At 27.1% G+C, this 16,582-nt stretch carries 15 protein-coding genes; 5 read left to right on the top strand and 10 right to left on the bottom strand.

What is annotated here, in order from left to right; translation table 4 throughout:
* Nucleotides 1–9: 9 nt before the first annotated feature.
* From metG to AACL04_RS04750, 6 genes are read right to left on the bottom strand one after another with little or no spacing between them, the layout of a single operon-like run.
* Nucleotides 10–1,524 (bottom strand): methionine--tRNA ligase, encoded by a 1,515-nt coding sequence (gene metG / locus AACL04_RS04775; RefSeq protein WP_339030008.1) that lies wholly within the window; start codon nt 1,522–1,524, stop codon nt 10–12.
* Between the two features lie 2 nt (nt 1,525–1,526).
* Nucleotides 1,527–2,039, bottom strand: a complete 513-nt coding sequence (locus tag AACL04_RS04770) for a phosphoribosyltransferase (RefSeq protein ID WP_339030007.1) — start codon at nt 2,037–2,039, stop codon at nt 1,527–1,529.
* Complete coding sequence (purB, locus tag AACL04_RS04765) at nt 2,032–3,336, bottom strand: adenylosuccinate lyase (RefSeq protein WP_339030005.1); 1,305 nt, start codon at nt 3,334–3,336, stop codon at nt 2,032–2,034. The genes AACL04_RS04770 and purB overlap by 8 nt, the downstream gene beginning before the upstream one ends.
* 15 nt (nt 3,337–3,351) lie before the next feature.
* Nucleotides 3,352–4,641 (bottom strand): adenylosuccinate synthase, encoded by a 1,290-nt coding sequence (locus tag AACL04_RS04760; RefSeq protein WP_339030003.1) that lies wholly within the window; start codon nt 4,639–4,641, stop codon nt 3,352–3,354.
* Between the two features lie 8 nt (nt 4,642–4,649).
* Nucleotides 4,650–5,210, bottom strand: coding sequence for an aminoacyl-tRNA hydrolase (gene pth / locus AACL04_RS04755; protein ID WP_339030001.1), 561 nt, complete (start codon nt 5,208–5,210; stop codon nt 4,650–4,652).
* Nucleotide 5,211: 1 nt separating this feature from the next.
* Complete coding sequence (locus AACL04_RS04750) at nt 5,212–6,249, bottom strand: ribose-phosphate pyrophosphokinase (protein ID WP_339029999.1); 1,038 nt, start codon at nt 6,247–6,249, stop codon at nt 5,212–5,214.
* Nucleotides 6,250–6,539: 290 nt separating this feature from the next.
* Between AACL04_RS04750 and AACL04_RS04745 the strand changes: the two genes are divergently transcribed.
* Together AACL04_RS04745 and AACL04_RS04740 are read left to right on the top strand one after the other, a co-directional pair.
* On the top strand, nt 6,540–8,072 hold the full coding sequence (locus tag AACL04_RS04745; RefSeq protein ID WP_339029998.1) for an ABC-F family ATP-binding cassette domain-containing protein: 1,533 nt from the start codon (nt 6,540–6,542) through the stop codon (nt 8,070–8,072).
* Nucleotides 8,073–8,101: 29 nt separating this feature from the next.
* Entirely contained in the window at nt 8,102–8,260 is a 159-nt protein-coding gene (locus AACL04_RS04740) for a hypothetical protein (protein WP_339029997.1), read from the top strand.
* Nucleotides 8,261–8,281: 21 nt separating this feature from the next.
* On the opposite strand, the gene AACL04_RS04735 is transcribed toward AACL04_RS04740, so the two are convergent.
* Genes AACL04_RS04735 through rnmV form a run of 3 tightly spaced genes read right to left on the bottom strand, consistent with a single transcriptional unit; the run spans nt 8,282 to nt 10,286 of the window.
* Nucleotides 8,282–8,959 (bottom strand): hypothetical protein, encoded by a 678-nt coding sequence (locus AACL04_RS04735; protein ID WP_339029996.1) that lies wholly within the window; start codon nt 8,957–8,959, stop codon nt 8,282–8,284.
* A complete protein-coding gene (rsmA, locus tag AACL04_RS04730; RefSeq protein ID WP_339029994.1) occupies nt 8,950–9,753 on the bottom strand; it encodes a 16S rRNA (adenine(1518)-N(6)/adenine(1519)-N(6))-dimethyltransferase RsmA in 804 nt (267 codons plus the stop codon). Before rsmA ends, AACL04_RS04735 begins: the two co-directional genes overlap by 10 nt.
* A 2-nt stretch (nt 9,754–9,755) precedes the next feature.
* A complete protein-coding gene (gene rnmV, locus AACL04_RS04725; protein WP_339029993.1) occupies nt 9,756–10,286 on the bottom strand; it encodes a ribonuclease M5 in 531 nt (176 codons plus the stop codon).
* Between the two features lie 102 nt (nt 10,287–10,388).
* Here rnmV and AACL04_RS04720 point away from each other — a divergent pair, with 102 nt between their 5' ends.
* The 3 genes from AACL04_RS04720 (at nt 10,389) to argS (ending at nt 14,292) form a co-directional block, all read left to right on the top strand.
* On the top strand, nt 10,389–11,432 hold the full coding sequence (locus AACL04_RS04720; RefSeq protein ID WP_339029992.1) for a rod shape-determining protein: 1,044 nt from the start codon (nt 10,389–10,391) through the stop codon (nt 11,430–11,432).
* A gap of 118 nt (nt 11,433–11,550) precedes the next feature.
* Nucleotides 11,551–12,561, top strand: a complete 1,011-nt coding sequence (locus tag AACL04_RS04715) for a rod shape-determining protein (RefSeq protein WP_339029990.1) — start codon at nt 11,551–11,553, stop codon at nt 12,559–12,561.
* A 75-nt stretch (nt 12,562–12,636) separates the two neighbouring features.
* Nucleotides 12,637–14,292: an arginine--tRNA ligase gene (gene argS, locus AACL04_RS04710; RefSeq protein WP_339029988.1), complete on the top strand. Its 1,656-nt coding sequence runs from the start codon at nt 12,637–12,639 to the stop codon at nt 14,290–14,292.
* Nucleotides 14,293–14,335: 43 nt separating this feature from the next.
* Here argS and AACL04_RS04705 read toward each other — a convergent pair whose 3' ends face one another.
* Nucleotides 14,336–16,285, bottom strand: coding sequence for a PTS transporter subunit EIIC (locus AACL04_RS04705; protein WP_339029986.1), 1,950 nt, complete (start codon nt 16,283–16,285; stop codon nt 14,336–14,338).
* Between the last annotated feature and the right edge of the window lie 297 nt (nt 16,286–16,582).

Below are 16,582 nucleotides of genomic sequence, written 5' to 3'. Positions count from 1 at the left end.
CCTTCTCTTTTATTTTATTCTTTCAAATAATACTAATTTATCAACTATTTTTTTAAATTTAAAATCCTCTTTTAAATTATTAAAATTAATTTGTTTTGGATCTAATCCCATCTGATTTATCATATCAGGATATGAATTAACTAAAATTGGTTTCAATAAATAAGAAATTATAACTATATTTTTTTGTAAAACAGATAATACCTCTAGTAACTCTTCAGTCTTATTTTCTTTTTCTAAAGTTCAAGGTTTTGCATCTTCAATAAATTTATTACATTCTTGTGCTAACATTAAAATAATCTGAGTTGCTTGTGACATACTATATTTATCCATTTGTTCTTTATAATTTTCGATTGTTTCAAAAGCATTTTTAACCAATCAATGATTTAAAACATTTTTATTTGGAAGTAAACCGTCAAAATATTTAATTATCATATTAGATACTCTTGAAATTAAATTTCCAATATTATTTGCAAGGTTATTATTAAATGATTCTATAAATAATTCATTTGTAAAACTTCCGTCTTTATCTGTAGGTAAATTATTTATTATATAGAATCGTAATGCATCACTTGAGTATTTATTAATTATTTCAATTGGGTCTAAAACATTACCAATTGATTTTGACATTTTCTTATCACCACTTAATATTCAACCATGAGATAATAATTTATCAGGAGTTTTTAAACCAAGTGAGTTTAATATTACTGGTCAATAAATTGAATGAAATCTTGTAATTTCTTTTCCAATAATTTGTAAAATTTCAGTATCCTTTGATCAGAATTTTTTTAATAGTTCATCATTTTTTGATTTATAACCTAACGCAGTAATATAATTTGAAAGTGCATCCAATCATACATATATTACGTGTTTTGGATTTTCTTTTATTTGAATTCCCCAATTAAAGCTTACTCTTGTAACTGATAAATCTTCTAAATCGTTATTAATAAAATTATTTAGCATCTCTTTTTTTCTTGATTCTGGCTCTAAGAAATCTGTAGTAAATAACTCTTGCAAATACTTCTTAAAACTTGAGACTTTTAACATATATGTTTCTTCTTCAAAATCTTCAGCTTTTTTACCACAAATAAAATGATTATACGACTCATCCATTTGTTCTTTTGTTAAAAATTCTTCACAACTAATACAATATTTTCCCTTGTAAGTTGATGGATATATTAATTTTTTTTCTAATAGTTCACTAAAAATTTCTTTAACGGCTGCCACATGATCTTCATCAGTAGTTCTGATAAAGCGATTATAATCAATATTTAATAGCTTTCATAAATTTAAAAAACCTTGAACTATTTTATCAACATATTGCTTTGGCTTTAAATTATTTTCCTTTGCTTTTTCTTCAATTTTTTGACCATGTTCATCAGAACCAGTTAAAAAGAAAACTTCAAATCCATTTTCCTTCTTATATCTTGAAATAACATCTGCTAAGGTTGTTGTATAAGCATGACCAATATGCAAGTTTCCACTTGGATAATATATAGGAGTTGTTACAAAAAAATATTTTTTCATAACTATTCTTCTATTGAAAGACTATATATTCCCTTTAGTCCTCTATAACTTTCTTTATAAGTTAATCCATAACCAACAACAAATACATCTTCTAATTTAAATAGTGATGCACTTTCTAATTCCATTTTTCTATCCTTAATGTTTTTTTCAATTAAGTTTAAAATTTGAATATTCGCAGGCTTTTCTTTTTCAACAAGATTATGTAATTTTTCTAGCCTATTACCTTTATTTAAAACATCATTTACAATTAATACATTTTTATCTGTCAAAGTATGTTTTAAACCTAGGTCTATTAATAAATCTTCATTTTCTTTTGGTGTTGTTACAAACTGAATTGTCACATCAATTGGCAACTCTCTAATTAAATCAGCTATAAAAATAAATGAGCTAGATAAATCAGCCACAATAACTAATTGCTGATTTTCATAAGTTTTACCTAAATCTGTTCCTACCTTTGCAATTGCTGCTTTAATTTCTTCTTCTGTTATTAAAGTTACTAACTTTTGATTATCCATGATTATTCATCACCCTTCTAAATATTTTTTCAACATTTCTAATGAAAAAATTAATATCAAAAAGCTCATTTAATTCATTCTTTGATGAAATATATTTCATAATTCCATTTTTAAGTAAAATTTCTTTAAAGCTTTTTTTTGAGGTTTGACATTCCAAAGTACACTTTTGTATAAAGTCATAAATCTCTTCTCTTGAAAATTCATATTTCATTAAAATGTAGGTTAATATTCTTTGACTAAAAAATATTCCTTTTTGGTCATTAATATGTAAGGCAATTAAATCTTCATTAATCACCAAATCATTAATTGTATTTGTCATTCTTTTTGATACATAAATGATTATATTATAAATATCTGGAAAAACTAATCTTTCGTTTGAACTATGTGAAATATCTCTTTCATGTCATAAAACGTTATTTTCAAAGGCTGTATTAACAAAAGACCTTGCATATCTTGAAAGACCACATATATTTTCCGAACTTATTGGATTTTTTTTATGAGGCATTGAACTAGACCCCTTTTGCTCTTTACCAAAACCTTCACATATTTCTTGAACTTCACTTCTTTGAAAATGTCTTATTTCAGTAGCTATTTTTTCAAAAGTTGATGCTATATTAGCAATTACAGATATTAAAAATGCATGTCTATCTCTTTGAGTAACTTGAGTAGATATATTATCTAAATTTAAATTCATTGAATTTGCAACATATTCCTCAACTTCAAGTTCTAAATTTGCATAGTTTCCCATAGAACCAGATATTTTAGCAACCTCTATTTGATGTCTTGCTAATTTTAATCTTATGATTTGTCTTTGAATTTCATCAAATCATAAAAGAAATTTTAGACCAAGAGATGTTGGTTCTCCATACATACCATGAGTTCTTCCCATTATAATTATTTTTTTGGTTTGTTCTGCTTTTTGTTTTAAAATAACGCTTAAATTAATTAAAGCTTCTTCCAATAAAATATTTGATTGTTGAATCATTTTATTTTGAGCAGTATCGACAACATCTGTAGATGTTAATCCAAAATGAACTCATTTTTTTTCTGATCCAAGTTGTTCTGAAATCATCCTTGTAAATGCTACAACGTCATGTTTTGTTTTTTGCTCAATTTCAAGCATTCTTTTAATATCAACTTTTGCACTTTTTTCAATTTTTTTTGCTTCCTCAAGCGGGACATAGCCTAATTGTGCTCAAGCATTTACAACATTAATTTCTACTTGTAATCAGATATTAAGTTTATTATTATCAGCTCAAATTTTTTCAACTTCTTTTATAGCATAACGTTCTATCATTTTAATTTACCTCACTTAAAAAATGTTTTCTAATATTATTGTTTGTTCTCTATCTGGTCCCACTGAGAATCCTGATACTTTTACTTCACATATTTTTTCAATCATCATTAAATAGTTTCTAGCAGCATGTGGTAATTGATCAAATGAAGTTACTTTAGTTATGTCCTCTTTTCAGCCAGGATTTGATAAATATATTGGTTTACATCTTTCATATTTTTGATTTACACTAGGCAAATTATTAATTTCTTTTCCATCTAATTCATATTTTATACAAATATTAATTTCATCAACTCCTGATAAAACATCAAGTAATGTAATAAATATTGAGTCTATTCCAGACGTTCTAATTGCGTGTTTTAATGCAACAGCATCTAGTCATCCAATTCTTCTAGGTCTTTTTGTATTTGAACCATACTCATTACCGCGTTCTCTTATTTCATCACCAATTTTATCATTTAATTCTGTAGGAAATGCACCTGCACCAACTCTAGTTGAATATGCTTTAACAACACCCATAGTCGAATCAATTAATTTATGACTTATTCCACTACCTGTTGAAGCATTATTTGCAGATGTATTAGAACTGGTTACATAAGGATAAGTTCCATGATCTATATCCAATAGAGCTCCTTGAGCTCCTTCAAATAAAACTTTTTTGCCTTCTTTAATTGCTGATTCAATAAATGAATCAGCATCAATTACTCTTTCTTTAATTTTATTGTATGCCTCAATCAAATCTTTATATGTATTTTCAAAATCCAAAGATTTAATATTAAACATATTCTTTAGAAATTTCATTTGATAATCAAAAACTAATTTAAATCGCTCTTTAAAGTTTTCTTCACCTAATTCACCAAGTCTTATTCCTAATCTAGAAACTTTATCTTGATAAGCAGGTCCTATTCCTCTTTTTGTAGTTCCTATTTTATTTTCTCCACGCTCATTTTCCTGAGCTTCGTCAATCATCACATGATAAGGTAAAATTAATTGAACTCTATCTGAAATTAAAAGATTACCATAATCAACTCCACTTTGTTTAATAATTTCAAATTCTTTAACTAAGTTTAATAAATTTACAACACAACCATTTGCAATTATATTTGTTACTCTCCTATTAAAAATTCCTGAAGGTATTATTGTAACTTTATGCTTTTGACCATTAAAATTAATAACATGTCCTGCATTATCACCACCGGCAAATCTAACAACTAGATTTGCTTTTTGAGCAAAATAATCAGTCATTTTACCTTTACCTTCATCACCCCATTGGGCACCAACTACAACTAATGAATTATATTTTTTCATTTTTCTCCTTAATTGAACTTATTCATAATTTTTTTTAAATCTTCTACAAAAATAAATTCTTCTACAAAAGATGAAATATTTAAAATTTGATTTTTAATTAAATTAATTTCATCTTCTGACATTTTTGACAGTACTCAATCCACAATTTTATAATCTCCTGGATTGCCTATTCCTATTTTTAATCTATTAAAATTTTCAGTTTTTAAATGACTTATAATGTTTTTAATTCCATTATGCCCACCAGAACTACCAGTATTTCTGAATCTAGTTTTAGATAATTCCAAATCTTTATCATCGTACAAAACTATAAAATCCTTAATTTCTATTTTATAATATTGCAATATTGATATAACTGCTTCTCCAGATAGATTCATAAAAGTTTGAGGTTTTACAAAAAGCACTTTCTCTCCTTTTATATTTGAGAAAAAAATTTCAGCATTAAAGTTTTCTAAACTTTTTTGAAAACCATATTTTTCTAATAACACATCAATAGCTATAAAACCCGCATTATGTCTTGTCCTAACATAGTTTTTCCCAGGATTACCTAAACCAACAATTAATTTAGACATTCTATTTTTTATATCCTTTAATATATGTATTAACTCTTTTCACTATCTTATCTTGCTCTTCATTATAAACTCCTGTTAATGAAGATTTTTCATATGAGCTTTTTATCATTCGAGCCAGGAGTTTTGCAACTGAAATAATTTTTAATCCTTTAAATTTACGTTCTTCAGGTATTTGAATTGTATCTGTTACAACAACACTATTAACAGTTTTATTATCAATCACTGCTTGCATTTTTGAAACAGCTTCACCATTAAATAAACCGTGACAAGCAATTATATGTATTTCCTTTGCACCTTGTTCTCTTAAAGCTTGAGCTCCTTTTATAATTGTTCCACCCGTGTCAATCATGTCATCAATAATAAAACAAGTTTTATCCTTAACATCTCCCAAAATAAATTCTACTTCTGCCTTATTTGGCTCTGGTCTTCTTTTTGCAATAACAGCAATACCATTAGTTATATTACCTGTATATTTTGCAACACCGTGTACTCTTGATAAACCCCCATGGTCTGGAGATACAAGTATACACTGTGATGGATCTAATTTATTTTTTGAAATTGTATCTATAATTTCTGAAGCTACTATTTGAGCAGTTGAAAAATTATCTGTTGGAATATTGAAAAATCCCATAATTTGAGCAGAGTGTAAATCAACAGTTATTACTCTATGTGCACCCGCTGTTTCAATGAGATTAGCAACTAATCTTGAAGTAATTGGTTGTCTACCCTTTGCTTTTCTATCTTGTCGAGCATACCCAAAATATGGAATAACAACATTTATTTTAGCTGCATTTGCTCTTTTAAAAGCATCTACTGCAATTAATAACTCCATTAAATTATCATTTACTGGTTGATTTGTTGATTGCACAATATATATCTCTTGCCCTCTAACAGAATCAAGTGATTGAACAATCATTTCTCCATCTAAAAATTTTGACGTATTGGCTTGTGATTCTTCAACCCCTAATATCTCACATATTTTTTTTGTTAAATTCTTGTTTGATGATAAACCAAAAATTTTAATATCTTGTTTGTTCATAAATATAAGTCTCCTTAAATATAATATCAAATTTTTAACTACCTTTTATGATTTGCTAAATTTAAAGACCTTAAATATAACCTTGATTATCTAATTTAAATAATTTTTAAGTTGTCTAAACACTAAATATTCGAAGAAAATTAAATTAATAAAAAGGATAAATATTACTTGAAAAAAGTTAAATAAAGGAAATTAATATATAATCTAATAGGAGTTAATAAAAATTCCTATGCTTGTTTATTTATAAGTCTTAAGGACTTTTTTTATTGCAATAATCATGGAGGTTAAAAATGGGATTAGTTTTTTTAGATAATTTAATACATGCTAATGGTGGAAAAAAATTGTATGACAATACAAGCTTTAGACTAAATAGAGGAGAGCATATTGCTTTGATTGGACCAAATGGAACTGGAAAAACAACTTTATTAAATATAATAGCTGGAAAAATGTTATGTGATAAAGGGGAATTAAAAATACACCCAAAAACAAAAATTGGATATTTAGATCAACATCAAGATGTTGATCTAAATGAAAGTGTTGATTCATATTTAAAGGGAGCTTTTATAGAACTTTTTGAATTAGAAGCACGAATGAATAAAATTTATGAAGATATGGCTATTGAATATAAAGAAGATGATTTAGTAAAAGCTTTAAGTTATCAAGACACTTTAAATTTAAATGACTTTGATTCTATTGATAAAAAAATTGGGAATTTAGTTACTGGTTTAGGAATTGGATTAGAAAAACTTCAAACATCAATGGGTGAATTGAGTGGTGGTCAAAGAAGTAAAGTAATACTGGCAAAATTATTATTAAGTGGAGATGACTTTTTATTACTTGATGAACCTACAAACTTTTTAGATTTAGAACAAGTTAAATGACTGGCAAAATTCCTACAATCCTTTGAAAAGGCTTTCATAATGGTTTCACATGATAATGATTTTATTAATAAAACTTGTGGAATAATTTATGCACTTGATAATTTAAAACTTACAAGATATGTTGGAAATTATGATAAATATATTGAAGAAGCAGAAATTCAAAAGGAACAATATGACAAAGCTTTTGTAGCTCAACAAAGAGAAATTAAAAAACTAGAAACTTATGTTGCAAAAAATAAAGCAAGAGCTTCTACTGCAAAATCAGCACAATCAAGACAAAAACAATTAGAAAAAATAGATGTAATACAAGAGAGAAGAGATTTAACAAAACCTAAGTTTTCTTTTTCTTATAAAAGACCAAGCACTAATGTTATTGTGAAGGCTCATAATTTAATTATTGGCTACGACTCACCTCTTTTACACGAACTTAACTTTGAATTAAGAGAAGGAGAAAAATGTATTATTAGTGGTAGAAATGGTATTGGTAAAACAACATTTCTAAAAACTATGTCTACAGAAATACCTGCATTTAAAGGTGAAGTAGAGCTCGGAAATGCTGTTGAATATGCTTACTTTAAACAAATTGAAGATGTAAGAGGAATTAGTCCTGTTCAATATTTAATTAATAAATTCAATGACATTACTGAATCAGAAGCAAGAGCTAAAATTGCTCAATTTGGTGTTAAAAGTGGATTAATGATGCAACCAATGGAAAAATTATCTGGGGGAGAGCAAACAAGAGTTAGATTAGCTGCTTTAAGTATGATTCCATGTAGTTTGTTAGTTCTTGACGAACCAACTAATCATATTGATGTTCTAGCAAAAGAAGCTTTATTGGAAGCAATAGAAAGCTTTAAAGGAACAGTAATTCTTACAACTCACGATATTAACTTCTCTACAAACTGAGCAAATAGAACACTAGATTTTTCAGATTTAGTGTAGAATAAGTTTATAACTGGGAGGTTTACATAATGAAAAAAGAATTTGATTCATCATGTTTTAAATGCGTTGAAGAAATGAGAAAAACAAATCAAGGTGGCGCTGCTGCAAGTGTATTAGCTATGAAAATGCAACAAAATGTTGCTAACCAAGATTTAGATAACATTAAAGTTTGTTCAAGACATGCTTAAAAAAAAATAAAAACTAGTTTATTAAAATAAACTAGTTTTTTTAATAAAAGTTGACCCTGAACCACTCATTTGGCCTATTTCTCTATATTTCTTTAAATTAGGATACAATTGCAAAGCAGGAATTTCTAACATATTTTTTTCTAAGACATTTTTTCAAGCTTTAATTTTATCAAACTTGTCATAAACCTCTTTTGTATTACATTTAACTTTTGTAAAAATTAAATCCTGTTTTTTTATTTGAGTAACATCTGAAATTTTTTTAACATTATTTCCATAACCTTTTACTATTGCAGTATTAAAATCTCATATGAAAAAAAAGCAATCTGAGCCTATGATTTTTGAGATTTTTTTTAATATTCTAATATTTTTTGTAAAATACTTTGCTACAGTAATTGCGTTACTACTTCCTCCGCCTAATCCAGAACCAATAGGAATATTTTTAAAAATATTAATATGATAATAAGAATTGATAATTTTTTTATCTCGTAAGAAACTTAAAACTTTATAAACAAAATTCTCTTTTTCTAGTTCCTTAAAATTACAAGTTATTAAATCTCTTTTTTGATTACATTTATTAATTTCTATCTCATCATATAAATCGTTTACTTTTGTAAAGATAGAATTAATTTTGTGAAGCTTTTTTTTCCTTTTACTTACCTTTAAACTCAAATTTACTTTTGCATAACTTTTTAATAACATTTCTTTACCTCATTATAAATATTTATGTACTGATCTAAACTTATATTCTCTGGTCTAAGATTTTCTCTTATTCCAACCTTATTGAGAATATTAAAAGCCTGCTCTTTATTATTTGTAATAACTGATAAATTATTTAATATTGTTTTTCTCTTATTATTAAATAACTTTCTTACAAAAGATACAAACTTTAAATCATTATCATTTAATTTATTTAAATTAGTATCATTAAATTTAAAAGAAATAATTGCAGAATCCACTTTTGGAATTGGTTTAAACATATTCTTATTAACAGTAAATTCGTATTTTATATCCGAGTAAAGCTGCGCCGCAACTGATAAATTATTGTAATTATTTTCACTAACCTTTGCACAAATTCTTTGTGCAACTTCTTTTTGAACCATGAATATTGCTTTATTTAATTTTTTAGAAATATTTAAGGCTTTAAAAATTATTTCACTTGTAATGTAATATGGAGTATTTGAAATAATTGAAACTTTTTTATACTCATATTTCTCTATTAGTTCCTTAAAATCAACTTCTAGGCAATCATTAATTACTAATTCAAGTCTTTCAGAATTAATCTCTGATTTTAAAATACTCTCCATATCTCTATCAATTTCTATGGCAATAATTTTATTAAATCTCTTAACTAGTTCTTTTGTTAAAGCTCCCTTTCCCGGGCCAATCTCAATTATTAAATGATCTTCATCTTGATCTAAAATATCAATAATTTTATTAATTAAATTTTTATCTGTTATAAAGTTTTGTCCAAACTTTTTCTTTGCATATTGCATTCTTATTCTCCTACTATTTTTTTAAGCTCTTTAACATTTAGATTAATATAATTAATTCATTTAAATAAGGTCTTAGAGTTTATTTTTTCACTTCAATTATACTTTTGTGCTATTTTTTTTCTTGCTTGTGGTTTGTAGAACTCATTTTTTAAAAAATCTTCTCAACTTATACTTAAGTTTAATAAATCAAATGAAATTAAATTAGATAGAGCCTCTTTTATATCATTATCCTCAGCTTCTGCTAAACCAATTTTTTTTAAATTATTTATGCGTTTCTTATTGATAAATGCATTAAAACATTTAAAATTAAGAAAGATATTAATAGTTTCGCGAATTTTTAAACCAGGTCCATCAGGGTCTGTTAATATAATTACACCACGTGTGCTATTAACATCAGAAATAAAATTTAAAGTATTTTTAGACAAAGCAAGACCATTTGTTTCTATGGTATCAACATTATCATTTCCAAATATTTTCTTAAGTTTGGCAGTGTCTGTAACACCTTCAACAATTATAACTTGTTTTATCTTCATAGACTTAACATTACCTTTCTCGTGTATATTACTAGTATTCAAAATACATTTATAGTATAATTATACACGAAGGGTTTTTTTCTTATAAAGGAGGAAATAAATATGGCATCATGAGATCGTAAAAGAGAATTCGTTGCTTTAGATTTAGGAACAGCTAACGTTGTTGCTTATCTAGGTGGACAAGGTATCATTTATAATGAGCCTTCAACAATGGCATACGACGTTCATACAAACACTGTTATTGCTTCAGGTGAAGCAGCATACGAAATGATCGGAAAAACAAACGATGATATTAGAATGGTAGTTCCATTAGTTGATGGAGTTATAGCAGACCTTGACGCAGCTAAAGATTTAATTAAAATAATCTTTTCACGTATTAAATTATCAGACATCTTAAAACATGCATTAGTAGTTCTTGCCTGCCCTTCAGGAGTTACTGAATTAGAGAGAAGTGCATTAAAACAAGTTGTTTCAGATATGGGAGCAAGACACGTTCTTGTTGAAGAAGAAGTTAAATTATCAGCAATCGGAGCTGGAATAAATATTTCTATCGCTAGTGGACACTTAGTTGTTGATATTGGTGGAGGAACTACTGATATAGCAATTATTTCAGCTGGAGATATAATTATTTCTAGATCAATTAAAGTTGCTGGAAATCATTTAGATGAAGAAATCAGAAAATATATCCGTGCTGAATATAATGTTTTAATCGGAATTAAAACTGCTGAAAAAATTAAAGTTGAAATTGGAGCATTAACAAAAATAGATAATGGACGTACATTCCGTGCATTCGGACGTGACGTTATCTCTGGATTACCAAGAGAAGTTGTTATCTCACCAGATGAAGTAAAAAATGCTTTATTAGCACCATTTTCAAAAATAACAGACCTAATTGTTGAAGTAATGGAAAACACACCAGCTGAATTAGCTGGAGATATCATTAGAAATGGTATTACTATATGTGGAGGAGGAGCTTTAATTAGAGGAATTGATACTTACTTTGAATCAATTTTCCAATTAAAAGTAACTAAAGCTCAAGATCCATTACTAACAGTTATTGAAGGTACTAAAGAATACGAAAAACAAGCAGAAAAATGATTAGAAATTATTGAAATACGTGATTCAAGAGAATATAACATAAAATAATAAATAAGGAAGAGAATGAATCTTCCTTTTTTATTTGTTTTTTTTATTCAATAAATACTAGATTATTTAAAGAAAAATGTTTAAACTAAATATATAGTAAAAAAGTGAGGTAACCATTGTGGCGAGAGCAAGTTTAAGAACAAAAAGACATATTGCAATAGACATTGGAACAAGCAAAACTAGAATTTTTATTGAAAAATTAGGAATGGTTTTTAATGAAGCTAGTTTAATAGCTATTGACTATAAAACTAAAAAAGTTATCTCAATTGGAGATGCTACAAAAAAGTTTGTAGGTAAATTAAGTGGAGCAATGCAAATTAAAAGTCTTTTAAAACGTGGGATTTTAACTGATATGAATTTATTAAAGAAATTTTTATCAAATATTCTTTTAAAATATGAAGAAGAAGTAAAAAACTCAGTTGTTACTGTAGCTTGTCCTATTAGTATGAGTGATATTGAAAGAAGAGCTCTTATTGAATCAATTAAATCTCTTGGTGTTTCTCATGTAATTATTGAAGATGATATCAAATTAGCATTACTTGGAGCAGGATACAACATATACGGGTCAGATTCATATATGTGTTTAGAACTTGGAGCAGGAAAAGCAACAATAGGTTTAGTTAATAATGGAGAAACAATAAATTATAAATGAACAAAGGCTTGTGGAGAAGCAATTGATCAAGAAATTATAAAAACTCTAAAAACAAAAGAAGGAATTTTAATTGGAGATGTTACTGCTGAGGCAATTAAAATTGCTGTAGGTTCAGTTCTGAAAAATAAGGAACCTCTAAAAACAAAAGCTTATGGTTATGATTTAAACTCAGCAAGACCAAGAGAAATTGAAGTTCAAGATAAGGATATATCTAAACTTATTTTGTCAGTATTTGGAAATATAACTAATACAATCACTTCACTTCTTGAAGAAACTCAAAGTGAAATAGCTGGAGATATAATAAAGAATGGTTTAATTATTACTGGAGGTCTTTCAAGAATACCTGGTGTAAAATTATTCTTCGAAAACTTTTTCGAAATTCCAGTAATTGTTGCAAAAAATGCCGCAACAGCAACTATTGAAGGCGCTATAATGCATAAAGAAAAAACATTTGATATTATAGAAGCAATGGGTTAGTAATAATATTTTTTATTAATAAGACAAAGTCTTATTTTTTTTTATAAAATAAGACTATAGAACTTAGAGGAAATTATGAATATATTAATAAATAAAATTAGAGATGTTATGGAAAAAGCAGTAAAAAAACTCAATTTAAAAGGAGATATTTTAATTGAAAGACCTAAGTTAATTCAAAATGCTGATTTTGCAACAAATTTTGCATTAATTAACTCTAAATTAAATAAGTTAAATCCAATAGATCTAGCACAATTAATTGTTGAAGAAGTTAAAGACAATGAAATTTTTGAAAATGTAGAATTTATAAAACCTGGTTTTATAAATTTTAGAATAAGCAATTCTCTTTTAAATGAAGTAATTAAAATGGTCATAAAAGAAGGTCATAATTTTGGTAAATCAAAATCTAAAGGAAAAAAATATAATCTAGAAATTGTTTCTGCTAATCCAACTGGATATTTACATGTTGGTCATGCAAGAAATGGTTCTATTGGAGATTCTGTTGCAAGAATTTTAAGATTTGCAGGTTATGATGTTGAGACAGAATATTATGTTAATGATGCTGGAAATCAAATTAATATATCTGCAGCCACTCTTTTTTATCATTATAAGGAAATGCAAGGACTTAGTGTTGATAAACCCGAAGAAATTTATGGTGGGGAAATGTATAAAGAAGTTGCTCAGATTTTTATAAATGAATATAAAGATAAATTTAAAGATATATCAATAGTAAATAATAAAATTGATAATGAAGAAGTTAATAACTTATTCAAGCAAAAATCAATTGTATTTTTTATGAAAGAAATTAAAAATCAAATGAGCAGTTTAGGAGTTACCATCAATCACTTTTCAAGTGAGGCAAAGATGTATCAAAATAACTCAATTAATAAAATAATAGAAAAATACAATGAACTTGGTGCAACATATGAAATGGACAATGCATTATGACTTAAAACAACAGAATTTGGTGACGATAAAGATAGAGTTCTTAAAAAAGGTGACGGAAGTTTTACATATATAACTCCAGATATCGCGTCACACAGTGATAGAATTGATAGAACAAAAGCTAATAAGTACATTAATTTTTGAGGTGGCGATCATCATGGATATATAACAAGATTAAAAGCTGGTCTTGCTTTATTGGGATATGACTTTAACCTTATTGACATTGATATGATTCAAATGGTTCGTTTAATGAAAGATGGGCAAGAATTTAAAATGTCAAAAAGAAAGGGCACTGCTGTTTGATTAATAGATCTTTTGGAAATGGTTGGAAAGGATTGTATTAGATACACATTGGTTTCTAAAACCCCTTCTAGCCATATGGATTTTGATTTAGACTTAGCTCTAGAGAAAAATTCAACTAATCCAGTCTATTATGCCCAATATGCGACAGCAAGATGTAATAAAATTATTTCTAGTTTTAAAAACTTAAAACTAGAAATAAATAAATCTATTAAATTTGAAAATCAAAAAGAAAAGGAAATTATAATCTTATTAGATAGCTTTAACTCAATACTTGAATACTCAGCAAGTTCTAGACTTCCTAATATAATTTGTGACTTTATACAATCACTATCAAAATATTTTCATTCTTATTATGCAGAAACAAAAATATTGGATGATGAAAATATTGTCTTAACAAATCAAAGAGTTTTATTAATAAAATCAGTTTATCAAGTATTATCAAATGCATTTAATTTAATAGGAATTGATGTAAAAAATAGCATGTAAAAAAACATCCAGTTATTTAAAAATAACTGGATGTTTTTATTTTTTAAGTTTTTATCATTTCTTGAACAATATCTGCAACATGTTCGACATCAGTACCAATTATAAGTTGAAGTCCTTGATTGCCAAGTCTTTTAATGCCATATATTCCTAAGGCCTTTAAATCTTTATCATCAATTCCAGATTTATTATCCTTAACGGTTAACCTTAATCTAGTACTGCAATTCTCTACTTTTACAATATTCTCTACTTTTACAATATCAATAATGCCTTTCGCCATCATTTCATATTTTTGATTTGTCTTATTATTTTTACCTTTTTGAAGTAAAGGTACTGCATCTCCTTCATCTTCACGACCAGGAGTTTTAATATCAAGTTTTTTAATTAAAATACTAAATGTAAAGTAATATGCAGGGAAAGCCAATCCAGCTAAACCAAACATTCAAAGTGGATTTGATGTTACTCCATACATTTTACCATTTACCATTCCTTCATATTTACTCATTCCTCAGGCATTAGGGAATGAGATTATATAATCAATAAAACCACCACTAAACCCAAAACCAATATGCATATGCATTGCAATAGCAATAGCTGCAAAAATTGAGGTATATAAAGCATTTACCATTCAAAGAATGGGTCCAACAAAAATAAATGAGAAAACTAAAGGTTCATCAATTCCTGTTAAAGCTGCTACAAATGCAACTCCAGCTAAGAAAGTTGTTACCTCTTTTCTTTTTTCTTTTTTAGAACACATTATCATAGCTAATGCTGCCCCTGGTAATCCTCCTCAAAACATTGGAAAAAATCCTGTCTGAAAATTCCCTGAGACCATAGATTTTTGGAAAGCATTAATATCTCCAAAAATTGTAAAACTTGTTATTCCATCAACGTTATTCATTAATACACCATCAGGTAATCCAGACATTTTAATGTTAAAAAACTCTTTGAAGTTATCATTAGTAATGGTAACTCCCCCTAAAAAGTAATTTGATATTGGTTGTAAAATTGTCTCAATAGCCTTTGAATCTAATATACCATTTTCACCAATTAGTGGTGATTCATTCATATTGTTAAATAAAACAATACTTCCTGAAAAGTCAACAATTTGACCTTCAATAGGCATTTGGAATCACAGGAATGTATTTACAATATGATGTAACCCTGTGGGCTGAACAATCCTATTTAATAGAGCATATAAGAATGCTCCTGGAACCGCTCAAGAATCCCCAGAGGATACTAATTTACCAAATGATACTAAACCATATTGAAATCATGGTCAAAGTATTGCAAATAAGAATGCTACTGGTAAAGAAGCTACCATTATAACCATAGGTACAAATCTTCTTCCTCCAAAGAATGAAAGAGCTTGGGGTAATTTAATTCCCTTGAATTTATTGTAAGATCAAGCTGATAAACATCCTGCTACTATTCCCCCTAATACACCAATATTCAAAATATATGTTCCACCAATAATTTCTAGCTTTTGATTAATCATTCCATATTTTGGCACATAGAAGAGTCCTGAAAGAGCCCCTGCTAATTCCTTATTTCCTTCTGATTCCTTATAGAAATCAAATGTTACTACTTTATCATAAAATAACTTTGGCAATCCACCTTCAGCAAGAAATGCTACTAGTATAAGATAAAATGCCGCTCCCACTAAAGCTGCTTCACCACGTTGGTCCTTTGATAGACCAAAAGCGGTTCCTATTGCAAATAATAATGGCAATTGATCAAAAATTGTTGCACCAGGTTTTTGTATAATAAAACCAATTCACCAACCCACATTATATTGAGCATCACTGTTTAATTCCATAGCTAAAGAGCCAAATCTATTAAGTAAAGCTGCAAATGGCAATAATGCAATTGGATACATTAAGGATTTACCAAGACCTTGTAGTTTTATCAATAAGTTACTAAAAAAATTATTTTTTTTAGTCTTATCAAAATTTTTTTCTTTCTTCATTTTTGTTTCTTTTGAAACTGTATTCATTTTTTTCCTTTTCCTTTCTCACTTATATTCTCTATATAAAATTATAAGAAAAACTTTTTAAATGAGAAATATTCACTTTTTTTGGAATAAATTGAGATAAAGTTTCATTATTTAGTCATTTCAACTATAAACATTGAGAAACAAAAAATAAAAACAAGAGTTATAAAAAAAATACAAAAAACAATCATTCACCCTTTAAATAATTGAAACATCTCCCCCCTTGGTTTCACTTTTAATTGAGGATTTCTATTTTTATAGTGAATAATTAAATATACTATTACAGCAATAATTAAAATT

Source organism: Spiroplasma endosymbiont of Cantharis nigra, assembly GCF_964019925.1.
Taxonomy (GTDB): domain Bacteria; phylum Bacillota_I; class Bacilli_A; order Mycoplasmatales; family Mycoplasmataceae; genus Spiroplasma_A.
The sequence above is the reverse complement of the archived record's forward strand: the minus strand, read 5'-3'. Positions and strand labels throughout refer to the sequence as shown.